The following is a 23,425-nucleotide window of genomic DNA, read 5'->3' on the forward strand; positions in this document are numbered from 1 at the left end:
TTATAACCCCTGCTCTTTTACCCACGGGGTCACCTGGGTATCCGCGTTCAAGCGATGTGCACCGGCGGCCACAATCCGGTCACCCGCGGACAAGTCGCCGCTGACTTCAAGTCCGTTAGACGTCAGGCGACCGACATCAACAGGCACCGCCTCAACGCTATGTGGCTCTTTAAAGCGCCAAACCTGGGCCTGATCAGGGTTATCGCCTGCATAACTCACGGCTTCGGCAGGCAAGTGCCACAATGGCGCCGACGACTCAGACGCCAGGTCGCTCAAATCCAAGCGCACGGTGGCACTCATGCCATCCAATAGCGTGATGTCATCCGGCTGGGGCAGCCTCAGCGTGACTTCATACGCCAGGCTCTGGGCGCTGGCTTGAGTGGTATAGGAGGCTAGCTGGGCAAGATAGGGGTTATCGCTGTTACCAAAGCTCACTGCATACGCTAACGCATCTCCAAAGGGCGTGCCGTTGCTGCGCGGCATGCGCTGGACAATCTGCTCAGGCAGATGAAACACCACGTCTAACTGGCCGGGCTGCTGGATAACGGCGACGGTTTCCTGCACCTGAACAATTTGGCGGTTATCCACCGGCACCTGGGCAATCACACCATCGTAGGGCGCACGCAACTGGGTATGGGTCAACTGCTCTTCCGCCTGTTCAAAGGTAGCGCGGGCAGCCCGCCATTCGCTCTCCGCCTCATCAAACTGAGACTGGCTAACCGCGCCACGCTCCAGGGTATAGCGCATGCGTTCCAGGTTTGCTTTGGCAAGCTCTAGGCGTGAGCGGGCGCTATCCAGCTCGCTTTGCGCATTACGGTTATCGATACGCGCAATGACCTCGCCCTCCGAGACCTTTTGGCCAGGGCTTACGTTGAGCTCTAGCAGTTCGCCTGCCATGCGAAACGATAGATTGCTGCGCGTGGTAGCTTCAACGCGTGCGGGAAACTGCCTTAACGCCGCGGCATTCGCCGCTTCCAATGTCACCAGTTTCACGGGTCTGGGCGTGTCTTTTGACTGCGCCTCAGGCTGATCGCAACCCATTAGTACGAGCAAGACCAGTGCAACCGGCAGCAAGCGAAGAAAAGTAACGGGCACGATAAGCTCCTTGATGACGATCAAACGCCGCATTCCCAATGAACAGACAGTGGTATACACTTCACTGACATTCATGAATGTCAGTGAAGTGTATACTAATCACTCGCTGGCGACTTTGCCAGCGATCAGTGCCAGAATAATGCCTCGTGTTGAATCAGGAACCGCTATGTCACGTCGTAAAGCCGACGCCGAACGCACCCGGGAGACCATCCTGGACGCGGCAGAAACCACTTTTCTCGCCCAGGGGGTTGCTCGCACCACCCTGGCGCATATTGCACAGGCAGCGGGCGTTACCCGTGGGGCGATTTATTGGCACTTTGAGGATAAGGCCGCACTTTTTGATGCACTGCTCGAGCGGGTGCGCATCCCGCTGGATGAAATCGTCGACGACGCCGTGCAACAGCTTGGCACTGCACCGGTAGACTGTTTGCGCGACATCGCTCAGCGCTCGCTGGCGGGTATCTGCCACGATTTACCGCTGCAACGGGCTGCCACCATCGTGCTGCATCGCTGCGAAAAGCTGGAAGACGACCACCCGCGTATCAGCATGATTACACGGCTTTCCGAGCATGCAGAAGCCAAGGTTGAGCAACTGTTCGAACAGGTCCAGCAGCAGGGCCAACTACGTGCTGACCTGACACCCGTAAGCGCTCGCCGACAGTTCCACGGATTCTTGATTGGCACCTGCTTTGATTGGCTGCAAGACACCCAGCAGTATTCTTTGGATGCCGACCGTGGCAGCATCGTCGAAACATTGATGCGCGGGTTTATAGTGGAGAATACGCCCTAAACCAAGTGGCACACGGTTTGCTTCCTATACTGGATAAATGTCTTCCAACTGGAGCCAGCCATGAACCACTCTGACTACCCCCTCAGCGAAGTTCCGCTCAGCGCCCGCAAGGGGCTGCTTTCTACCTCAGCGGTACTCCTCGGCTTTACCTTCTTTACCGCCACCATGTGGGCGGGCGGCACCCTGGGTCAGGCCTTCTCCATTGGTCAACTGCTGTGGATCATTCTGATTGGTAACCTTTTACTGGGTGCCTACGCCGCCACGCTTGCCTATATCGCCTGTAAAAGCGGGCTCAATTCGGTGTTGATGGGACGCTTCTGCTTCGGCGAAAAAGGCAGCAAGCTGTCTGATTTCATCCTCGGCTTTACCCAGATTGGCTGGTATGCCTGGGGCACTGCCACGGTTGCGTTGGTGCTGGTACGCACCACCGGGATGCCCGAATGGCTGGAAATCCCCTTAATGGTGCTTTTTGGGTTTGGTTTCTGCATTACCGCCATGATCGGCTACAAGGGCATGGACTGGCTGTCACGCTTTGCTGTACCTGCCATGATGCTGTTTATTTTGCTTAGCCTGTTTACCGGGCTGGTGGATGCGCGCGGCTTTGCCGGGTTAAGTCAGCAAACACCCACTGAGAGCATGAGCGTGGCCGCGGCGATTACCGTCATCATCGGCACCTTTATCAGCGGTGGCACCCAGGCAACCAACTGGAGCCGCTTCGCCAAGACACCGAAGATCGCCGTGATCGCCACGATGGCGGCCTTCTTTGTGGGTAACGGCTTGATGGTACTCACCGGTGCCCTGGGTACCATGATTTACCAGCAGGCCGATATTGTGGACGTATTGATCGCTCAAGGCTTTGTCACCATCGCCGTGCTGATGCTGTTCCTGAATATCTGGACCACCCAGGACAACACCATCTACAACTTCGCCGTGGCGGGCTGCAACTTGCTGCGTACCGAAAAACGCCGTTTGGTCACGGTAGGGGGTGCAGCGATTGGCACCGTGCTGGCGGTCGGGGGGATGTATAACCTACTGATTCCCTTTCTTGTGTTGCTGGGCACTTTTATACCTCCCATGGGCGGCGTGATAATGGCGGACTTCTGGCTCAAACATAAAGGTCGCTACCCCGCGCTTGAAAGCGCTCAGTTACCCGATTTCAACCGGCGTGGTTTAGCCGCCTATGCGCTAGGCGCCGGGGCCGCCTACTTTTCACCTTTACTTCCGCCATTGGTGGGCGTGGCGGTCGCGGCGGGGAGTTACGCTGTGCTGTTGCGCGTCAAACACGCTACGCTGGGCGATAGTTTAGCCTCCACTGCCAAACAATAAGTGAGCCGTTTTTTATATGAGCATGCAGATCATCAACGCCCGTTTGCGCCAACGTCACGAGCTTTATCGACTTGAGATAGAGAACGGCGTCTTCACAGCGATTACCGCCCAGGACGCGCCGCAAATGGCAAGCGAAGGACACATTCGCGAAGAACAGATTGATGCAGGCGGCAAACTGCTTTGCGCGCCGTTTATCGAGCCGCATATTCACCTGGATGCCGCGCTGACGGCGGGCGAGCCAAGCTGGAACCAGAGCGGCACCCTGTTTGAAGGCATTGAGCGCTGGGGTGAGCGTAAGCCGATGCTCACCGAAGCCGATATTCGCGAGCGGGCACTTAAAACGCTGAACCTGTTAATCAACAACGGCGTGCAGTTTGTGCGCACCCACGCCGATACCAGCGATCCCAGCCTGATTGGCATCAAAACCCTGTGCGCCCTACGCGATGAGCTTAAAGATAAGATTGATATTCAGGTAGTCGCTTTCCCGCAGGATGGCCTGCTCTCCTACCCAGACGGTGACAGGCTGCTGGAAGAGGCGCTGGAAATCGGTGCCGATGTGGTCGGCGGCATTCCCCACTTCGAATACACCCGCGAGCTCGGCGTGGCCTCCATGAAACGGGTGATCGAGCTAGCGATCAAATACGACCGCCTGGTGGACGTCCACTGCGATGAGATCGATGACCCCAATTCACGCTTCCTCGAAGTGCTGGCCCATGAAGCGCTAACTCACGACCTGGGCAGCCGCGTCACCGCCAGCCACACCACGGCGATGCATTCCTACAACAACGCCTACTGCTCCAAGCTGTTCCTGCTGCTCAAGCGCTCGGGGATCAACTTTGTCTCCTGCCCCACCGAAAGCATTCACTTGCAGGGACGTTTTGACAGCTACCCGAAACGGCGCGGCGTGACCCGTGTAAAAGAGCTCAACGAAGCGGGTATCAACGTCTGTTTTGCCGAAGACTCCATCGTCGACCCCTGGTACTCGCTGGGTAACGGCAAGTTATTACGTACGCTGGATTTTGGCCTGCATATCTGCCACATGATGGGCTATCAGGATTTCAGCCAGGCGCTGTCGCTGATTACCGACAACAGCGCGCGCACCCTCAATATCGAAGCGCGTTACGGCATTGAGGTAGGTAAACCCGCCAGTTTTAACCTGCTGGACGGCGAAGATGACTACAGCGTGCTGCGCACCCAGGGCGAGGTGCAGATGTCGGTAAGCCAAGGCGAGATCATCATGCAGCGCGAGCCTGCCAGAATTACCACGCCGCCGTGGCTTGGCTAAGTCAATCAGGGCGCGTTAGGTTAGGCTTTGTCTGAAAAGTCGGCGAGCGAAGGCCAGACAAGGCAAAAATCGGCGAAAAAACGGAGTTTACGTAGTGTAAATGAGTACTTTGAGCCGATTTTTAACGCCGTATGTTCGAGCGCAGCCAGTTTTCAGACACAGCCTAGCCATTCAGCCAATAAAGGGATTTCATAATGAGCGTCGAGACCGTTCGCCAGTTTTTTGCCGAGCATGCCCCAGATATCAATATCGAAGAGCTTGAAACCAGCACCGCCACAGTGCAACTGGCCGCTGATGCCCATGGCGTATTGCCTGGCCAGATTGCCAAAACCCTGGCGTTCAAGATAGGCGAAAAGTCACTGCTAATCGTTGCCAGCGGCTATGCGCGCATCGATAACCGCAAGATCCGCGATACCTTTGGCGGCAAGGCTAAAATGCTCGACGCTGAAACCGTGATGGAACTCACCAGCCACCCGGTCGGCGGCGTCTGCCCCTTTGGCCTCGCCACTGATTTGCCGGTGTACTGCGATGAATCGCTCCACGCTTATGACGAAGTCCTCCCCGCGGCGGGCTCATCTAATAGCGCCGTGCGCCTAAGCCCCAAGCGCCTCGCGGAGCTCGTCAACGCCGAATGGGTGGATGTGTGCAAGTTGCCGGAGAGTGTTAGTTAAACGCTATTCTCAATGGCAGCGCTTACTTAATATCCAGTAGATAACCATAAAACGCCGTATTACGCTGCCATCCCAGTGATTCATAAAGGTGTTGGGCACGCTCGTTCTCTACCTGCGTCATTAATATCAGACGTGCCACGCCATGATCATGGGCAAGCTGGGTGGCGGCTTCCATTAACGCCCTGCCCGTGCCTTTATCCCGACACTCCGGCAATACGAATAGATCATTCAGCGTCCAGCGCGCATTCAAGCCCACCGTGGAAACGCCCGGGTAAAGCTGCACAAAACCGGTGAGTGCTCCTTCACTGTTCTCGCTAACCAGGATAAAAGAGTCCCCGAGCCTCATGCGCTGGAGAAGGAAATCTCGCGCCGCCTGAATATCACTCGGCTGTGCATAAAACTGGCGATAGCCATCAAGCAACTCGGTAAGCGAATCGATGTCACGGATGGTGGCTAAACGAATGGCCGTCATAAAAGGGACTCCTGGAGCGTGTCACGCATACCCCCTGCGCTGAACGCATCATAAATGGATAGCATGCCGGCATATTCTCGGGCAGCATTCTTGTAGTAGTGTATCTTTCTTTACAGGCTTATTTATAAATCCAATTTAAAGGGAACGACACGTTCCCATGGGGTTAATGTGGCTCAATCGCTCTCTTCGCACACAGAATCCCGCGCTTCGATATATAAGGCATGGAGCGTGCACATCCTGACGGCCAGCGGGGTGCTGCTTGGCACGATGGCGCTGCTCGCCCTGATCGACAATGATCCGGTCGCCTGCCTCCTCTGGCTAGGCGCCGCCATGATGGTCGATGCTTTCGATGGCACGTTAGCCCGCAAGTATGAAGTAAAGACCATACTGCCCCATTTCGATGGCGCAACGCTCGATATGGTCATCGACTACCTGACCTGGGCGTTTATTCCCGCCCTTTTCATCTATTTCTTCATCGAGTTGCCGTCCAACTTCGGCCTGCTATCAGTATTCATCATTCTGCTGTCATCGATGTTCTGTTTCTGCAATGTCGATATGAAAAGCCAGGATAATTACTTTGTTGGCTTTCCTGCCGCCTGGAACATCGCCGCCGCCTATTTTTATATTCTCGATTTCCCGCCTTTCTTAACATTTGCCACGATTGTCTTCTTGGCTATCCTCACCGTGACCCGAATGAAATTTCTGCACCCTTTTCGGGTTCGCTTGTTCATGCCGCTCAATATCGCCGTCACGCTGGTGTGGTGTGTATGCGCCACGTCGCTGGTGCTCTCAAGCCCCGTGCATGCCGACTGGGCACTATGGGGATGGGGCATCACATCGGCTTATTTCATTGGTATGTGCCTATGGCGTACCGCCCAAGAATGGTTTGATTAATACGGATGACCAATGACTTTATCGCCCCTGACGGGCAATCTCGCTGCCAATGGTGTGGCGGTGCGCCGGAGTTTCTGCCCTACCATGATAAGGAGTGGGGCTTTCCGATGGATGATGATCAGCGGCTATTCGAGAAGCTCTGCCTGGAGAGCTTTCAGTCAGGCTTGAGCTGGCGCACGATTCTCAATAAGCGCGAGAATTTTCGCGCCGCCTTTCACCACTTCGATTTCCACCAAGTCGCCCACTTTTGCGAAGACGATGTGCAGCGTTTACTTCAAGACGCAGGGATTATTCGCCACCGAGGAAAAATCGAAGCGACCATCAACAACGCCCAACGTGCAAAGGAGATGGTCGAGCAGGAGGGCTCACTGGCCGCATTCTTCTGGCGCTATGAGCCTACCGAGTTAGCAGCGCCACAAACCCAGACCACCTCACCTGAATCCATCGCCCTTGCCAAGGAATTAAAAAAGCGCGGCTGGAAATTTTTCGGCCCCACCACCGCTTTTGCCTTTATGCAAGCCATGGGGCTGATTAACGATCACTCGGATGGATGCGTCATTCGCGAACAGGCAGCTCGCGCCCGAGAGGGATTTTTGCGGCCATCCGGTCGGCAAAAAACCACCGCCTAGCGAGCCAGGCGGTGGGTAAACGTAACCTCAAACGAGTAACTGTCATTACCCGTTACGAGTTGTACCTTTAGGGCATCAACACGCTGTCGATCACATGGATCACGCCGTTCGACTGCGCGACATCAACAACTGTCATGTTGGCGCCATTGCCCTGGGCATCCATGACCATCAGGTTATTACCATTGCGCGAGACAGTAAGGTATTCACCCTGGACGGTTTTGAAAGCTACGGTGCCATCGTTTTCCATGACTTCTTCCCACAATGCGTCCCGGTTCATATTGCCAGGTACGACGTGGTAAGTAAGCACCGTTTGAAGTTGTTCCTGGTTCTCTGGTTGCAGAAGGGTATCAACGGTGCCATCAGGAAGTTTCGCGAAAGCATCATCTGTCGGCGCGAATACGGTAAAAGGACCTTCGCCTTGTAACACTTCAACCAATTCAGCCGCCTGTACGGCAGCCACCAGAGTTTCATGGTCACCTGAATTAACGGCATTTTCGATAATGTTCCGCTCAGGAAGCATATTGGCGCCGCCTACTGAGGTAGGACCATGATCGGCAACGGCAACGCCGGTAAAGAGGGCAGCGGCACAAACGCCAGCGGTAAGTAGTTTGAGTTTCATTGGGGCATCTCCTGGTTGTCATTAAAAGAGCTCAGCAATGCAAGCTCACCAATACTTACGGCCCCAAGGCGTCAGTGGATGCAAACATCTCAATAATTTTTTATTCACCGCTGAGTGCTCGCCTATTGCCTTCAACGGCTGACTGCCCAAGACTGGCGTTTTGGTTAACTGCGCAGAGATGCCTGAATGCTAGATGCCACGCAACGCCAACAGTATCTTATTGAGCAACTCAACGGCTGCGCCCAGGGCGACCGAAACGCATTCGAGCGTCTCTATCGTGTCTCCAGTGCGCATCTATATGCCCAACTGCTGCGTATAGTAAGAGATGAAAGTGCTGCACAGGATTGCCTTCAACATGTTTTCATCCGAATCTGGCATGCCGCCGATCAATACGACGCCACGCGAGCCAAGCCGATGACCTGGCTTTCCACATTCGCTCGCAATATTGGCATCGACTGGCTGCGCCGCCAGAAACCCCAGGACACCACCACCGATGAACCCTTGTTAGCAGCGCTATTAGGTACCGACGACCCTGAAGATGACAGCATCAGTCATCAGCAAAATGACAAACTGAACGACTGCCTCGATACACTCAGTCGACATCAGCGCCAGTTAATGGAAATGGCCTATTTTCAGGGCATGACTCACAGCGAGCTTGCTAACTCTCTGTCCCAACCGCTGGGCAGCGTTAAAAGCTGGATCCGCCGTGGACTCGAGAGGTTAAAAACATGTCTAACCAATGGGATTTAAGCGACCCTGACGATCGCCACCTTGCAGCTGGTGAGTACGTATTGGGCGTATTGGATATCGATCAGAAAGCACGCTTTGAAGCGCTGTTGGCGGTCAGCCATGACCTACGTAATGACGTGGAAGATTGGCGAGAATATCTGCACTTATTCAACGAGCGACTGGACCCCAAGACACCACCCAAGGAAGTCTGGCAGCGCATTACCCAGGCAACCGGAGCAGTGCCTTTCCCCTGGTGGAAGCGTTTAGGCGCATGGCAGACCATGGCGGCCAGTTTTGGGGTAATCGCGATAGCGCTGGGCCTTCTTTGGCAACAGGCTGAACTATCCAGTCTGCCGGACGGAGAAGCCGTTTTCGTGGTTCAGGATGAATCACGCACGCCAGGTTGGATCATTAGCGCGACCCAAGAGGGAGAGTTGATCGTGCAAGCAGTTCAACCGACCCAGGTCGACAGTGAACAGACCGGTGAGCTCTGGTTGATTGCCGATGGTACGCCCGTCTCGCTGGGCCTATTACCTGACCAAGGTAGCCATCGACTGGAACCCAGTGCCGAGCTGCGCGCACAGTTATTCAATGCCGATTTAGCCGTCAGTGTTGAGCCCCAAGGGGGCGCTCCCGGAGGCCAGCCAACCGGTCCGATTATCGACCATGGCCGTTTGACGCCGGTACGTGGCAGCACCCTCAATTTATAAGGCTGCCTCATGCGCCTGCGCCTCCTCCACCATCTCGCAGGCAAGTTCCCCCACCGTGTGCACGGCGCTTTCGATAGCAGGCGTTAAGGTAAACGCATAGTTCAGGCGCAGGCATTGGCGAAACTTGCCCGAGGCGGAAAACAGCGAGCCTGGCGCCACGTGGATGGCCCGCTTTGCCAGGCGTTCGTTTAGGCGCACGCAGTCCACGGCGGCGGGCAGCTCTACCCAGAGGAGAAAACTGCCCTGCGGGTAGCTGATGCCAGAACCTTCAGGAAAATAACGCTGCACCCAGCTGATCATGATATCGCGCTGGCGCTGATACTGGCGGGTGGCGTAGCGAAGGTGGCGCTCGTAGTGGCCTTTGGCAATGAACTCCGCCACGGCCAGCTGTGGCAGCGTCGCAGAAGCGCCGGTGGAGACGTACTTCATATGCATCGCTTGATCACGATAGCGGCCCGGCGCCAGCCAACCCACCCGCAACCCCGGCCCCACCGTTTTGGAAAAACCACTGCACAGCATGACGCGGCCATCGTCATCGAAGGATTTCACGGTGCGTGGCCTGGGCAGAGAGAATGACAAATCGCCGTAGATATCGTCTTCGATAATCGCCACATCAAAACGCTGGGCAAGCTGAAACAGCGCCCGCTTGCGTGTCTCACTCATGGTGTAGCCCAGCGGGTTGTTGTAGGTCGGTGTGACCTGTATGGCGCGGATCGGCCACTGCTCCAATGCCAGCTCAAGGGCTTCCAGGCTGATGCCGGTTTGCGGGTCGGTGGGGATTTCCAGTGCCTTTAAGCCGTTGGCCTTGAGAATCTGCATGGTGCCGTAAAAGCTGGGTGAGTCCGCGGCCACCACATCGCCAGGCTGGGTAAGGGTGCGCAGCGCAATGGCCAGCGCCTCCTGACAGCCGGTGGTCACCATGATGTCGTCCGGGTGAAGCAGACAGCCGGACGCGATGGCCAGCCGTGCCACCTGCTGGCGCAGCTCTGGGCTTCCGCTCAGCTTGTCGTAGTTGAATCCGTTCAGATCCGTGCTGCGATGTAGGCCAGCGAGGATTTTCGACAGTGGCCTCAGCGTTTCATACTCGAGATTGGGTACCCCACGCCCGAGCAGAAGCCGGTCATCGTCGCGTTGAGTAGCGACGAGCTCTAGCACCTGGTCCCATTGAGAAACATCCAGCGGGCGCTGCGCCGGGCGAGAAACCGACGGCAGTACCGAGGGCACCCGGCTTGGCAGCACAAAGTAGCCAGACTTCGGGCGCGACTCGATCAATGCCACATCCATCAGTTGGCGGTAGGCCTCCTGGGCCGTCGAAATGCTGACGTCCAGCTCTTGGCAGACCGCACGAATAGAGGGCAGGCGATCGCCGACACGGTAAATGCCGTGCTCGATACGCTCCCGCAATATAGTGGCTACCTCTTCATAGCGTGTCATATCACCCTCCTCCCCACAGCCCGACAACGATACAGATGTACCCAGAAACCGCCATACAGAGGTATAACACGCCCATCTGTATCCTAAAAAGAATAAATTCTATATCTGTATTCAGATAATGGCGCTGCGTAAGCTGGTCAGGCACATAACACGGAGGATTTGCCATGCCGCGCTTCAGCCTCACACAACTTCGCTATCAGCTAGGCCATCAAATACGCCAGTATCGTCACTACCGTCGCAGTCGCCGCCAATTATTAACGCTCGATGACCGGCTGCTGAAGGATGTCGGTATTAGCCGTGAACAGGCCCAAACCGAGGGCCATAAACCGTTTTGGAAGCATACACCACGAGAGGAGGGGCCTTATGAAAACCGCTGAGTATTACCTGCTGGATGTGTTTACCGACCAGCCGTTTACCGGCAATCCATTGGCCGTCTTTTTAGAGGCTGGAGAGCTTGAGACAATCACCATGCAAGCACTTGCCAATGAATTGAACCTGGCTGAAACGGTTTTCCTGGGTGCCGCTACCGGGCCGAACCATTTCCCCATGCGGATATTTACTCCTACTCAAGAGCTGCTCTTTGCAGGCCACCCCACGGTAGGTACCGCGCATCTATTGGCAGCTTTAAACCTCGTGAACCACAATCAAACCTTGCGGCTTCAGCCACCTATTGGCGAGCTGGCGGTCAGCTATGACCAAGGAAGAGCGACGTTTACGACCGCGCAACCTGCCACAGTGATGGCCAGTACGATTGAACACGCTACCGCCGTCGAGCTATTAGGACTCAAGGAGCACCAAGTGATTGGCAACCCGGTGTTTGCCTCCTTTGGACTGCCTTTTCATTTGATCGAGCTAGCCGATGTTGCCGCTTTAGAGAGTGTGCAAATCGCTACAACCATCTGGGCGAATGCCGTCGCGCCCAGCAGTGCCGAGCAGGTCTACCTATATGTGGCTGAGCAGCGACATAGCGCAGAAATGCGGATTCGCAGCCGCATGTTTTCCATGGAGAACAGCCTACGCGAAGACCCCGCTACCGGCAGTGCAGCGGCCGCACTGACCGGCTACCTGGCATCCCTTCAGCCAGATGCCTTGCAGTGCAGGATTCATCAGGGTGTTGAGATGGGGCGGCCCAGTATTATTTACACCGCTGCCAATGGCGATATCGAGCCCGGTTATGTGAAGGTTGGTGGTAACGCTGTCGTGGTGGGTAAGGGCTTTTTTGAAGCACATCTGTAAATGAATGACAGCTGCTCAACGCCCTTCTAACCAATCGCGTTTGGCGCTAGACCGCGCGGTCAGGCAATCGCCACGTCTTTGGAAAGATAGACATCCTGAATGGCGTGTAGTAACTCAACGCCTTCCTGCATCGGCTTCTGGAATGCTTTACGTCCGGAAATCAGGCCCATTCCACCGGCACGCTTGTTGATGACCGCCGTGCGAACAGCCTCGCCAAGATCGGAGTGCCCTTTGGAGCCGCCGCCGGAGTTGATCAAACCGGCGCGGCCCATAAAGCAATTGGCGACCTGGTAACGGGCCAGGTCGATGGGGTGATCCGTGGTCAGTTCGCTGTAGACTTTCTCATGGGTATGCCCGAAACCGACCGCCTTGTAGCCGCCGTTGTTCTCGGGCAGTTTCTGTTTGACGATATCAGCCTTGAGCGTTGCGGCCATGTGGTTGGCCTGGCTGGTGAGGTCGGCTGAGGCATGATAATCAGTACCGTCGTGCTTGAAATCCGGGTTACGCAGATAGGCCCACAGCACGGTGACCATGCCCAGCTGGTGGGCGCGCTCGAAAGCCTCGCTAATCTCCATGATTTGCCGACGGCTCTCATGGGAGCCAAAGTAAATCGTCGCCCCTACCGCCACGCAGCCCATATCGTGGGCCTGCTCAACATCGGCAAAGAGCGTCTGGTCGTATATCGCTGGGTAGCTCAGGGTCTCATTATGGTTAAGCTTGAGCATCATCGGGATTTTGTGGGCATAACGCCGCGCCACGGAAGAGAGAACCCCAAGCGTCGATGCGACGCCATTGCAACCCCCTTCAAGCGCCAATTCGACAATATTGGCTGGGTCGAAATAACGCGGGTTCGGTGCAAACGAGGCACCTGCCGAATGCTCGATGCCCTGATCCACCGGCAGTAAACTAAGATAGCCGGTACCCGCCAATCGGCCGTGACCAAAAAAAGCCTGCATATTGCGCAGCACCGCGGGGCTACGGTCACTATCCGTCATGACGCGGTCAATAAAGTCGGGGCCAGGCAGGTGTAAACTCTCGCGGGGTATACCTTGGCAAGTGTGGTTAAGCAAGCTCTCGGCATCGCTACCGAGCAAAGCGGCTATATCCGTCATGAAGCAATCCTCTCTATCGATAAGGGATGTGCCCGCGGCACATCGAATATTCCTTAGATAGAGCATAGAGGTTAAATTGCGACTAGGGAAAGTACCGCCCCACGCACTATAAAAATTCGGGGGCGGCTGAGCATCAGCTTTTTAGGCCGCCTAGCTCGACTGACCATTTTCTGTACATTAAACCTCAATTTTGTATACAGTTAGCTGTCGCGATGGAGTTGTCGACAGGCTTACCCTATTAACGCTCATCACGCTCTTTCACTGTTCAAGGAGTTTGTCATGCCCCGCCCTCTTTCCACGTCTCTCAATATTCTCGTTATCGGCGCGGGCATTGGCGGGCTAAGTACCGCTCTCGCTTTCCAGCAGCAAGGGCACCGCGTCACCGTTGTCGAGCGCGTAGCGACCATTCGCCCCGTGGGCGCGGCCATTTCGCTATGGCCTAACGGCGTCAAAGTGATGCATCAGTTGGGCCTTGGTGAAACCATCGAAGGCTTAAGCGGTGAAATGACACAGATGCGCTATCTCACCCACACGGGGCAGACGTTGACGGATTTCAGCCTTGCACCGCTGTTTGGCGATGTTGGCCAGCGCGCCTGTCCGATTGCCCGCGCCGCGCTTCAACAAACACTGCTGGAGGCCGTCGGCACCGAGCACATCCAGTTTGGCCGCCGTTGCGATGATTACACGCTAACGCCAGAGGGCGTTACGGCACATTTTGACGACGGCGAAAGCCTGAATGCCGACCTGCTTGTAGTGGCAGAAGGTACGCACTCAAAGCTGCGCAGCAAGTTGGTGGGGCACCCCGTGGAGCGCCAATACGTCGGCTACGTGAACTGGAACGTACGCGTACCCGCTGATGAAGCTTTGGCACCGTGGAGTCATTGGGATCAGTACGTGGGTGACGCCAAGCGGGTCTCGTTCATGCCCATGGGCAGCGGGGGTAACGACACCGGCGCCCAGGAGTTTTACTGCTTCTTCGACGTGCCTCTCCCCGCCGGCACTACCAACGACCCCGACCACTACCGCGATGAATTGCGCGAACACTTCACAGGCTGGGCCGAGCCCGTACAGGCGCTGATTGAACGCTTTGATCCGGCGCGCATGGCCCGCGTGGAAATCTACGATATCCCGCCGCTCGATTCGCTAACCGCGCCCCGCGCTGCCCTGCTTGGGGATGCTGCTCACGGCATGGCGCCTGATCTTGGCCAAGGCGGCTGCCAAGCTATGGAAGATGCCTGGGTACTGGCCCAAGCGGTGCAGCGGTCACTTGAAGAAAATGCAGATGTGTCGGCGGCCATTGCCAGCGCCCTGGCCCAGTACGACAGAGCGCGCGTTGATCGGGTGGGAGAAATTGTCCAGCGCGCCCGCAAGCGCGCCGCGATGATCCACGGGCACGACGCCACTCACACCCAAGCCTGGTACGACGAACTCAAGAACGAAGATGGCCAAGCGATCATTGATGGCTTGAAGACCACGGTAACCGGCGGGCCGCTGGGGTAATCAGAGCGGGCCAGCAGCATATATGCCCGGCTCACGCCGTCAGCCCAATCCCGCGCAAAATCACCGTGGTCACCGACTGCACGGCTTTTTCAAACTGCAGGTCGTCAAGCGGTTGGTCGTCGTTGAGCAGGCAGATCTGGTAGTCGAAATCAGCGTAGTGCTGGGTCGAGGCCCAGATCATATAGAGCAGGTAGGAGGGTTCAACCGGGTTGATTTGGCCCGTTTCAACCCATTCGCGAATTTTTGACTCTTTGAGCTTGGCCCATTCGTAGAGGTTGTCGCGCAGGCGCTCTTTCAGAATCGGGGCACCCTGCATCACCTCGGCCGCCCATACCTTTGAGCCGTGGGCGCGATTGCGGGAGTGGTTCATCTTGGCGCGGATGTAGGTGGAGAGCACCACGCGGGGGTCATCGTAGAGCTCGAAGCACAGCGCGTCCTGTTTCCAGACCTCTAGAAGCTCCAGCAATACGTCCTGATAAAGCGCTTTTTTGGTCGAAAAGTAATAGTGCACGTTGGATTTGGGAATATCAGCCATCTGGGCAATTTCGCCCATCGACGCCCCCGCGTAGCCCTTTTCAGCAAACAGCTGTTCCGCCGCCTGAAGAATCTTTTTCACGTTGGTTTGCCGAATTTCGTCTTGGGTTCTCGCCACGCTGACCTCATCCCTTCACAACTAATGATGCTGAAAAGCACACATAAAAAAGCACCATCGCAGGGCGACGGTGCTGAGAAGATGTCTTAGTTACTGTGGCGCGTCAACTTTGATTATCGGGAAACGAGAACTCAGCCTGTGTGGCTTCACTCACGGAAGGCCAGCGCTGGGAAACCGCTTTGCGGCGGGTGTAGAAGCGCACTGAGTCAGGGCCGTAGGCGTGAAGGTCACCAAACAGCGAGCGCTTCCAGCCGCCAAAGCTGTGGTAGGCCACCGGTACCGGGAGCGGTACGTTGACACCCACCATGCCCACTTCAATGCCATCGGTAAAGCGGCGTGCGGCTTCGCCATCACGGGTGAACAGGCAGGTACCGTTGCCGTATTCGTGGTCGTTGATCAGCTGCATGGCGTCATCCAGGCTGCCGACCCGCACCACGCAAAGTACCGGGCCGAAGATCTCTTCCCGGTAGATACGCATCTCGGCGGTGACGTTATCGAACAGGCAGCCGCCGACAAAGTAGCCTTCTTCATGGCCCGGCACTGTCAGTTTACGGCCATCGGCCATCAGCGTTGCCCCGGCATTTACGCCGTCTTCGATGAAACTCAGCACTTTATCGCGATGCTCTGCCGTCACCAGCGGGCCCATATCCAGGCCTTTCTCGGTGCCGGGGCCGACCTTCAGATGGGCGATTTTGGGCAGCATGGTTTCAACCAGTCGATTCGCCGTTTCATCGCCGACGCATACGGCTACCGAGATCGCCATGCAGCGCTCGCCGCAACTGCCGTAGGCGGCGCCCATCAGCGTATTGGCAGCGTTCTCCAGATCCGCATCCGGCAGCACCACGGCGTGATTTTTTGCTCCACCCAAGGCCTGAACGCGCTTGCCGGCTGCCGAACCTCGGCTATAGATCGTCTCGGCAATCGGTGTCGAGCCAACAAACGAAATAGCTTTAACGGCCTTGGCATCCAGCAGCGTTTCCACCGCTTCACGACCGCCGTGCACCACGTTCATCACGCCTTTTGGCAAACCCGCCTCTAGCAGCAATTCCGCTACGGCGTGGGAAGCCGAGGGGTCTTTCTCCGAGGGCTTGAGGATAAAGGTATTACCGCAGGCGATGGCCATGGGGTACATCCACAGCGGCACCATGGCCGGGAAGTTAAACGGCGTAATCCCCGCTACCACCCCCAAAGGCTGAAAGTTGGACCAGGCATCAATGCCCGGCCCGACGTTGTGGGAGTACTCGCCTTTTAAAAGCTCCGGCACACCGCAGGCGTACTCGACGTTTTCGATGCCGCGCTTGAGCTCGCCCATGGCGTCTTCCGGGGTTTTACCATGCTCTTCGCTGACCAGTTGCACCAAGCGGTCTGCGTTATCTTCGAGCAGCTGCTTAAAACGGTACATCACCTGGGCGCGCTTGGCGGGCGGCGTATCACGCCAGGCTGGGAACGCAGCCTGGGCGGCGGCAATCGCTTGCTCGACATCGGCCGCGCTCGCATCCGCCACTTGGCGGATCACTTGCCCCGTCGAAGGGTTGGTCACATCCAGCGTGCGCTGGCTTTCGATCAAATCACCATTGATCAGGTGAGGAACAACGTTCATTTTTACGCTCCTAAATAGGTTATGCCATTAAGTCTTATGCTAACGAATCCAGGGTAGTCGCCACGGCGTCGAATAGCCGCTCTAATTCGGCCTCGGTGGTGCCAAACGGAGGACCGAATTGCAGCGTGTCACCGCCGTAGCGCACGTAGAAGCCTGCTTCCCAGAGCGCCATATGCGCATCGCGGGGTCGAATCGTCGGGTCGCCGTCACGGGGGGCCAACTGAAGCGCCCCGGCCAAGCCGTAGTTGCGGATATCCACAATATGCTGGCGGCCTTTTAGGGCATGCAACTTCTGCTCAAAGGTAGGCGCAATGGCATTGACCTGAGCGGGGAAGTTATCGCGCTCCATCATTTCAAGCGCAGCAAGCCCCGCGGCGCAGGCCACCGGGTGGGCGCTGTAGGTGTAGCCATGGGGAAACTCGACGGCGTGCTGTGGGCCACCGGCGTGCATGAAGGTGTCGAAAATCTCGCTGGAAGCAATTACCGCACCCATGGGAATGGCACCGTTGGTGATCTGCTTGGCGACGTTCATGATATCCGGCGTGACACCAAAGGCCTCGGCGCCGGTGGTTGCGCCGCTGCGCCCAAAGGCGGTGATGACTTCGTCAAAGATCAGCAGAATATCGTTAGCGGTACATATCTCGCGCAGCCGATCCAGATAGCCTTTGGGCGGCACGATTACCCCCGCCGAGCCAGACATCGGCTCGACAATCACCGCGGCAATGGTCGAAGCGTCGTGTAAGGCGATTTGATCGAGCAGCGCATCGGCAAGCTCGGCACCAGTGTCGGCTTGGCCCTTGGTATACGTCTGGTCAGCTTGCAGCGTATGCGGCAGGTGCGTCACGTCCATCAATGGGCCGTAATGTTTACGATTGGGACCAATGCCGCCCAGACTGGTGCCGCCAATGTTGACGCCGTGATAGCCCTTGGCGCGGCCGATCATGCGGGTCTTCTCGGGCTTACCCTTCAAGCGCCAGTAGGCCTTGGCCATTTTGACCGAGGTATCCGCCGCCTCTGAGCCCGAGTTGGTAAAAAACACATGGTCGAGTCCGGCAGGCGTCAGGCTGGCCACCTTTTCCGCCAGTTTGAACGCCAGCGGGTGGCCAATCTGAAAGCCGGGGGCAAAATCCAGCGAGCCCAGCTGCGCCGCCACGGCTTTCTGAATTTCTTCTCGGTTATGGCCCGCGCCACAGGTCCACAGGCCGGAAAGCGAATCGAACAGCTTACGGCCCTGATCATCAATGTAGTAACGCCCTTCCGCCCCGGTGATAACACGCGGGTTGGCACGAAAATCTCGATTCGAGCTAAACGGCATCCAGTAATGCTGATTCAGCACGCCATCAGGCGATTGATCTTCGGCAGCATCTACTGAAGCCTGCGGGGTTGTTTTGCTTTTTAGTCCAAACATGGTGTCCAGCTCCATCGCTATGAGGCATGGCCTCAGCATGGCCGACCGAACACGTTTATAAAATCATGCTTTTCTTTTCTTCGCGTTAGAGAATTTATACGTAACGCAGCACTACCCAACCCCCCGTCCCATGACCCTTCAAAAGCGGCTGGCCACTTCCATCAACACTCGATCGTATTAACCGCCAACCCGCCTTTCGAGGTTTACTTCTATTTATCCTGCATATCAGCGCCCCTATCGCGCATGGTGCGAATCACTTTATCCAGCGAAATAAAGTGCTCACCATCTCCCCGAAGCGCCACCTGTGCGGCGTTGATGGCTTTTATGGACGCGATGGCGTTGCGCTCGATGCAGGGCACCTGGACCAAACCGCCGACAGGGTCACAGGTCAGCCCCAGGTTATGCGCCAGGCCGATTTCAGCGGCGTTTTCAACCCGCGCGACACTGCCGCCCATCAACTCCGCAAGGCCGGCAACGGCCATCGCACAGGCCGCTTGCCTAGCACATGCTCAACAGGTGGGGTCGCCGCTAACGTGGGCATAACGGTCACGTCACAGCATCATCGCAGCAAACCACCCAAAGATGATGAGCGGGATATTGTAGTGGATGAAGGTCGGTACCACGCTGTCCCAGATGTGGTCGTGCTGACCGTCGGCGTTGAGACCGGCGGTTGGGCCTAGCGTTGAGTCTGATGCCGGGGAACCAGCGTCACCCAGGGCTGCGGCGGTACCCACCAAGGCTACGGTCGCCAGAGGTGAGAAACCGAAGTTGAGAGCAAGCGGCACATAGAGAGATGCGATGATGGGGATCGTCGAGAATGACGAACCGATGCCCATGGTGATGAAAAGTCCTACCAACAGCATGACCAGCGCCGCCAGCCCCTTGTTGTCGCCGATGATGTCAGTGGAGCTACTCACCAATGCCTCGACTTCACCGCTCGCCTGCATGACGCTGGCAAAGCCAGCCGCGGTAATCATGATAAAGCCCACCAAGGCCATCATGCGCATGCCTTCGGTGAAGATGCCGTCCTGCTCGTGCCAGCGAAACACACCACTCAGCGACAGCAGGGCGAAGCCGAAGATACCACCGAGCACCATCGAACCGGTGTACAACTGCACTGCTACCGTGCCAACGAGTGAGATGGCCAGTACCGCCTTCTGCCAGAGCTTGAGGTGCTGGGCCGCCTCGACCGGGGACTCTTCGCCATGCGCCAGGTCACGATCTTCGTAGTCACGCCCCTTGCGATAGCTGAACAGCGCCGCCACGGCTAGGCCGATAGCCATGCCACCGATGGGAATCACCATGGCCATGGGCACCATCTGGCGTGTTACTTCCAACCCTAATTCAGCACCGCTTTCGTTGAGATTGGTGAGCAGGATGTCATTAAGGAAGATAGCGCCAAACCCTACTGGCAGTAGCATGTAGGGGGCGGTAATGCCGAACGTAATCACGCAGGCAACGAGCCGGCGGTCGAGTTGCAGATGGTTCATCAGCTTCAGTAACGGCGGCACCAGCACAGGAATGAACGCAATATGCACTGGAATAAGGTTCTGAGAGCTGACCGCAGCGGCCAGCAGAGCGGCCAGCAAGGTATAAGTCACCATGCGCCGACTACTACCCGTTTCGTTGATATGGAAGCGGCGAATAGCACGGTTGGCCATGACTTCGGTAATCCCCGAACGAGAGAGCGCGACGGCAAAAGCACCCAACACAGCATAAGCCAGGGCCACGGTGGCACCGTTTCCAAGGCCATCGTTAAAGGCATCGAGAATGTCGTTGATTGGCATGCCGGCATAGAGGCCACCTACCAATGTCGCGACGATGAGAGCAAAGACGACGGAAACTCGGGCAAGACTGAGACTGACCATCACCAAAATGGCCAAAACGATAGCATTCATAAAAAAAGCTTCTCTTGTCGTTGGAATTGAATGCGGTTATCCCCGTAGCTTTTGGCCGCGGGGAGGGAGGTGCTAGTTAGTGTTCACTTGGCAGGATGCCAGGGCAGAACAGGTGACTCAGCGTTCTGGACGCAAGCAGGTCGCTGGCGGCTTCTATGTCAGGCGCGAAGAAGCGGTCCTGATCGTAGTGACTAACCCGGTCGCGTAGCAGCTTCCTGGCCTGCTCTAGCGTCTCAGTACTCTTTAAGCCTTGACGCATGTCGAGCCCCTGGCAGGCGGAAAGCCATTCAATAGCAACGATGCCGCGCACGTTGTCAGCCATTTCCCATAACCGTTTGCCAGCCGCCGGCGCCATGGAGACATGGTCTTCCTGATTGGCTGAAGTTGGCAGACTGTCCACGCTGTGTGGATGCGCCAGCGCCTTGTTCTCGCTGGCAAGGGCTGCCGCCGTTACTTGGGCAATCATGAACCCGGAGTTAACACCGCCTTTTTCAACCAAAAAAGGCGGCAGTTGGGACATATGCTTGTCCATCATCAACGAGATGCGACGCTCGGTAAGCGAGCCGATCTCAGCGATGGCAAGTGCCAGGTTATCGGCGGCCATGGCAACCGGTTCGGCGTGGAAGTTGCCACCGGAAATGATGTCGCCGCTATCAGCAAACACCAGCGGGTTATCAGAAACGGCGTTGACTTCGACTGCCAACACCTCGGCAACATGACGAATTTGGGTCAGTGCTGCGCCCATCACCTGTGGCTGGCAGCGCAAGGAGTATGGATCTTGAACTTTGTCGCAGTCAGCATGAGAGTCGCCGATGGCACTGCCATCGCCGAGTAAGTGGCGGTAGGCTGCCGCGGCGTCGATCTGACCACGCTGGCCACGCACCTCGTGAATACGCGCGTCGAAGGGCGAGCGCGATCCAAGGGTAGCCTCAACCGTCAGCGAGCCACACACGGTAGCCGCAGCAAACAAATCTTCAGCATCGAAAAGCCCACGCAGCGCATAGGCGGTAGACACCTGGGTACCGTTGAGCAGCGCCAAGCCCTCCTTGGGTGCAAGCTCCATCGGGGCCAGCCCTGCGACCTTCAACGCCTCTTTGGCGGAGAGCCACTCCCCCTGATAGCGCGCCTTACCTTCGCCAAGCAGCACCACGCTCATATGAGCCAACGGCGCCAGATCACCAGAAGCCCCCACTGAACCCTTAAGTGGAATATGCGGGTAAACTTCAGCGTTGATGAGTGCAATGAGGGCATCAAGGACTTCGCGACGAATACCAGAGAAACCGCGGGCCAGGCTATTGACCTTGAGTACCATGATCAGACGCACCAGGGCGTCATCCATTGGCGCGCCGACACCGGTGGCATGAGAAAGCACCAGCGAGCGCTGCAGCGCCTCAAGATCCTCGTTGGCTATACGCGTCTGCGCCAACAGCCCAAATCCTGTATTGATGCCATAGACCGTGCGGTTCTCGGCGACCACGCAGTTGACGCAATCCACGCTTTTTTGGATATCCGCGTTGGCATTTTCCGGCAGGCTAACCGGCACAGGGCCCTCAAAAACCCGACGCACCTGCGCCAGTGTCATCTTGCCGGGTTGAATCTCAAGATGGGTCATCAGTCAATCTCCTGTTATTTGTCCAGCATCGGTAGATCGAGGCCGTGCTCGCGGGCACTCTCTTTAGCGATCTCGTAGCCAGCATCGGCGTGGCGCATGACACCTGTCGCCGGGTCGTTGCGTAGCACGCGGCCCAGACGGGCGTGGGCGTCATCGGTGCCATCGGCGACGATCACCACCCCGGCATGCTGGGAATAGCCCATGCCCACACCACCGCCGTGATGCAGTGAGACCCAAGTGGCACCGCCAGCAGTGTTGAGCAGGGCATTGAGCAGCGGCCAGTCGGAAATAGCGTCGGAACCGTCCATCATCGACTCGGTCTCGCGGTTGGGACTGGCCACCGAGCCAGAGTCCAGGTGGTCACGACCAATAACCACCGGTGCCTTTAGCTCGCCGTTGGCGACCATCTCGTTGAAGGCCTGGCCGAGACGAGCACGATCCTTGAGACCCACCCAGCAGATGCGCGCTGGCAGGCCCTGAAAGCTGATGCGCTCGCGCGCCATGTCGAGCCAGTTGTGCAGGTGCGGATCGTCGGGAATCAGCTCCTTCACCTTCTGGTCGGTCTTGTAGATGTCCTCCGGGTCGCCGGACAGCGCCGCCCAACGGAAGGGGCCGATGCCCTGGCAAAACAGCGGGCGAATGTAGGCTGGCACGAAACCGGGGAAATCGAAGGCATTCTCGACACCCTCCTCCATCGCCATCTGGCGGATGTTGTTGCCGTAGTCGAAGGTCGGCACGCCCATCTTCTGGAAGTCGAGCATCGCCTGAACATGCACTGCCATGGACTGCTTGGCAGCCTTGACGGTGGCTTGTGGCTCGGATTTTCCGCGCGCCACGTATTCCTCCCAGGTCCAGCCCTGGGGCAGGTAGCCATGCAGCGGGTCGTGGGCGCTAGTCTGGTCGGTCACCATATCCGGCTTGACGCAGCGCCGGGCGTCGCAACGCTTGACCAGTTCCGGAAGCACATCGGCGGCATTGGCGCATAGGCCGATGGAGATCGCCTTGCCCTCGGCGGTATAGCGCTCGATGCGCGCCAGGGCGTCGTCAAGATCCTCCGCCTGCTCGTCCAGATAGCGGGTACGCAGGCGGAAGTCGAGGCTGGTTTGCTGGCACTCGATGTTGAGCGAACAGGCACCAGCCAAGGTAGCCGCAAGCGGCTGAGCACCGCCCATACCGCCAAGGCCCGCAGTAAGTATCCAGCGCCCTTTCAGTTCGCCATCGAAGTGCTGGCGACCTGCCTCGACAAACGTTTCGTAGGTGCCCTGGACAATGCCTTGAGAGCCGATGTAGATCCATGAACCTGCCGTCATCTGCCCATACATCATCAGGCCTTTACGATCCAACTCGTTAAAGTGCTCCCAATTGGCCCAAGCGGGCACAAGGTTGGAGTTGGCGATCAGAACCCGTGGGGCGTCTTTATGCGTTTCGAACACGCCCACCGGCTTACCGGACTGCACCAGTAACGTCTGGGTATCTTCCAGGCGCTTTAGGGTATCGACAATCTTGTCGTAGCACTCCCAATCACGGGCGGCGCGGCCGATACCGCCATACACCACGAGATCCTCGGGCCGCTCGGCCACGTCGGGGTGCAGGTTGTTCATCAACATGCGCAGCGGTGCCTCTGTGAGCCAGCTCTTGCAGCTACGCTCGGTACCGGTGGGAGCGGCGATCTTGCGGGAGGTGTCGTGGCGCTTGTCGTGCATCGTCATGGTGTTTTCCTCTAAGAGTGATGTTCGTTGTCAGAATCGTTGAG

The 23,425-nt window shown here is 57.1% G+C and carries 22 protein-coding genes and 1 pseudogene; 11 read left to right on the plus strand and 12 right to left on the minus strand.

What is annotated here, in order from left to right; genetic code table 11:
• Positions 1-1,095, minus strand: coding sequence for an efflux RND transporter periplasmic adaptor subunit (locus HXW73_RS15600; RefSeq protein WP_186253949.1), 1,095 nt, complete (start codon positions 1,093-1,095; stop codon positions 1-3).
• 166 nt (positions 1,096-1,261) lie between these two features.
• Between HXW73_RS15600 and HXW73_RS15605 the strand changes: the two genes are divergently transcribed.
• The 4 genes from HXW73_RS15605 to HXW73_RS15620 all read left to right on the plus strand — a co-directional run bounded on the left by HXW73_RS15605 (position 1,262) and on the right by HXW73_RS15620 (position 5,167).
• Positions 1,262-1,885 (plus strand): TetR family transcriptional regulator, encoded by a 624-nt coding sequence (locus tag HXW73_RS15605; protein ID WP_186253950.1) that lies wholly within the window; start codon positions 1,262-1,264, stop codon positions 1,883-1,885.
• 60 nt (positions 1,886-1,945) lie between these two features.
• Positions 1,946-3,211, plus strand: coding sequence for a cytosine permease (gene codB, locus HXW73_RS15610; protein WP_186253951.1), 1,266 nt, complete (start codon positions 1,946-1,948; stop codon positions 3,209-3,211).
• 16 nt (positions 3,212-3,227) lie between these two features.
• Complete coding sequence (gene codA, locus HXW73_RS15615) at positions 3,228-4,496, plus strand: cytosine deaminase (RefSeq protein ID WP_186253952.1); 1,269 nt, start codon at positions 3,228-3,230, stop codon at positions 4,494-4,496.
• Positions 4,497-4,690: 194 nt separating this feature from the next.
• Positions 4,691-5,167 carry a YbaK/EbsC family protein gene (locus HXW73_RS15620; RefSeq protein ID WP_186253953.1) on the plus strand — a complete coding sequence of 159 codons (477 nt, stop codon included), beginning with the start codon at positions 4,691-4,693 and terminating at the stop codon, positions 5,165-5,167.
• Between the two features lie 22 nt (positions 5,168-5,189).
• Here HXW73_RS15620 and HXW73_RS15625 read toward each other — a convergent pair whose 3' ends face one another.
• Positions 5,190-5,639, minus strand: coding sequence for a GNAT family N-acetyltransferase (locus HXW73_RS15625; RefSeq protein ID WP_186253954.1), 450 nt, complete (start codon positions 5,637-5,639; stop codon positions 5,190-5,192).
• A 228-nt stretch (positions 5,640-5,867) separates the two neighbouring features.
• Here HXW73_RS15625 and pcsA point away from each other — a divergent pair, with 228 nt between their 5' ends.
• Together pcsA and HXW73_RS15635 are read left to right on the plus strand one after the other, a co-directional pair.
• Positions 5,868-6,533, plus strand: a complete 666-nt coding sequence (gene pcsA, locus HXW73_RS15630; RefSeq protein WP_186256055.1) for a phosphatidylcholine synthase — start codon at positions 5,868-5,870, stop codon at positions 6,531-6,533.
• 5 nt (positions 6,534-6,538) lie between these two features.
• On the plus strand, positions 6,539-7,162 hold the full coding sequence (locus HXW73_RS15635) for a DNA-3-methyladenine glycosylase I (RefSeq protein ID WP_186253955.1): 624 nt from the start codon (positions 6,539-6,541) through the stop codon (positions 7,160-7,162).
• A gap of 67 nt (positions 7,163-7,229) precedes the next feature.
• Here HXW73_RS15635 and HXW73_RS15640 read toward each other — a convergent pair whose 3' ends face one another.
• Positions 7,230-7,781 (minus strand): fasciclin domain-containing protein, encoded by a 552-nt coding sequence (locus HXW73_RS15640; protein ID WP_186253956.1) that lies wholly within the window; start codon positions 7,779-7,781, stop codon positions 7,230-7,232.
• A gap of 186 nt (positions 7,782-7,967) precedes the next feature.
• Between HXW73_RS15640 and HXW73_RS15645 the strand changes: the two genes are divergently transcribed.
• Both HXW73_RS15645 and HXW73_RS15650 read left to right on the plus strand, forming a co-directional pair.
• Positions 7,968-8,531 carry a sigma-70 family RNA polymerase sigma factor gene (locus tag HXW73_RS15645; RefSeq protein ID WP_186253957.1) on the plus strand — a complete coding sequence of 188 codons (564 nt, stop codon included), beginning with the start codon at positions 7,968-7,970 and terminating at the stop codon, positions 8,529-8,531.
• Positions 8,510-9,220, plus strand: a complete 711-nt coding sequence (locus HXW73_RS15650; RefSeq protein ID WP_186253958.1) for an anti-sigma factor — start codon at positions 8,510-8,512, stop codon at positions 9,218-9,220. The genes HXW73_RS15645 and HXW73_RS15650 overlap by 22 nt, the downstream gene beginning before the upstream one ends.
• Here HXW73_RS15650 and HXW73_RS15655 read toward each other — a convergent pair.
• Positions 9,215-10,654, minus strand: a complete 1,440-nt coding sequence (locus HXW73_RS15655; RefSeq protein WP_186253959.1) for an aminotransferase-like domain-containing protein — start codon at positions 10,652-10,654, stop codon at positions 9,215-9,217. The two genes, HXW73_RS15650 and HXW73_RS15655, sit on opposite strands and share 6 nt — an antisense overlap.
• A gap of 164 nt (positions 10,655-10,818) precedes the next feature.
• Between HXW73_RS15655 and HXW73_RS15660 the strand changes: the two genes are divergently transcribed.
• Positions 10,819-11,031: a DUF1127 domain-containing protein gene (locus HXW73_RS15660; protein WP_186253960.1), complete on the plus strand. Its 213-nt coding sequence runs from the start codon at positions 10,819-10,821 to the stop codon at positions 11,029-11,031.
• The gene (locus HXW73_RS15665; RefSeq protein ID WP_186253961.1) at positions 11,018-11,890 is read left to right on the plus strand and encodes a PhzF family phenazine biosynthesis protein; all 873 of its coding nucleotides are present in this window, start codon (positions 11,018-11,020) and stop codon (positions 11,888-11,890) included. The genes HXW73_RS15660 and HXW73_RS15665 overlap by 14 nt, the downstream gene beginning before the upstream one ends.
• 59 nt (positions 11,891-11,949) lie before the next feature.
• Here the strand turns inward: HXW73_RS15665 and HXW73_RS15670 are convergent, their stop codons facing one another.
• Positions 11,950-13,002: a class I fructose-bisphosphate aldolase gene (locus HXW73_RS15670; protein WP_186253962.1), complete on the minus strand. Its 1,053-nt coding sequence runs from the start codon at positions 13,000-13,002 to the stop codon at positions 11,950-11,952.
• 279 nt (positions 13,003-13,281) lie between these two features.
• Between HXW73_RS15670 and hpxO the strand changes: the two genes are divergently transcribed.
• Complete coding sequence (gene hpxO / locus HXW73_RS15675; RefSeq protein ID WP_186253963.1) at positions 13,282-14,502, plus strand: FAD-dependent urate hydroxylase HpxO; 1,221 nt, start codon at positions 13,282-13,284, stop codon at positions 14,500-14,502.
• Positions 14,503-14,533: 31 nt separating this feature from the next.
• On the opposite strand, the gene HXW73_RS15680 is transcribed toward hpxO, so the two are convergent.
• From HXW73_RS15680 to hutU, 7 genes and pseudogenes are all read right to left on the minus strand, one after another.
• A complete protein-coding gene (locus HXW73_RS15680) occupies positions 14,534-15,154 on the minus strand; it encodes a TetR/AcrR family transcriptional regulator (RefSeq protein ID WP_186253964.1) in 621 nt (206 codons plus the stop codon).
• 103 nt (positions 15,155-15,257) lie between these two features.
• Positions 15,258-16,754 carry a CoA-acylating methylmalonate-semialdehyde dehydrogenase gene (locus HXW73_RS15685; protein WP_186253965.1) on the minus strand — a complete coding sequence of 499 codons (1,497 nt, stop codon included), beginning with the start codon at positions 16,752-16,754 and terminating at the stop codon, positions 15,258-15,260.
• Positions 16,755-16,788: 34 nt separating this feature from the next.
• Positions 16,789-18,162 (minus strand): aspartate aminotransferase family protein, encoded by a 1,374-nt coding sequence (locus tag HXW73_RS15690; RefSeq protein WP_186253966.1) that lies wholly within the window; start codon positions 18,160-18,162, stop codon positions 16,789-16,791.
• Between the two features lie 209 nt (positions 18,163-18,371).
• A pseudogene (locus tag HXW73_RS15695) lies at positions 18,372-18,656 on the minus strand (L-serine ammonia-lyase, iron-sulfur-dependent, subunit alpha); the annotation flags it as partial.
• Between the two features lie 57 nt (positions 18,657-18,713).
• On the minus strand, positions 18,714-20,060 hold the full coding sequence (locus tag HXW73_RS15700; RefSeq protein WP_186253967.1) for a Na+/H+ antiporter family protein: 1,347 nt from the start codon (positions 20,058-20,060) through the stop codon (positions 18,714-18,716).
• A gap of 76 nt (positions 20,061-20,136) precedes the next feature.
• Positions 20,137-21,672 (minus strand): histidine ammonia-lyase, encoded by a 1,536-nt coding sequence (hutH, locus tag HXW73_RS15705; protein WP_186253968.1) that lies wholly within the window; start codon positions 21,670-21,672, stop codon positions 20,137-20,139.
• A gap of 14 nt (positions 21,673-21,686) precedes the next feature.
• Positions 21,687-23,381 (minus strand): urocanate hydratase, encoded by a 1,695-nt coding sequence (gene hutU, locus HXW73_RS15710; protein WP_186253969.1) that lies wholly within the window; start codon positions 23,379-23,381, stop codon positions 21,687-21,689.
• Positions 23,382-23,425: the final 44 nt, after the last annotated feature.

It is taken from the genome of Halomonas sp. SH5A2, assembly GCF_014263395.1.
GTDB lineage: Bacteria > Pseudomonadota > Gammaproteobacteria > Pseudomonadales > Halomonadaceae > Vreelandella.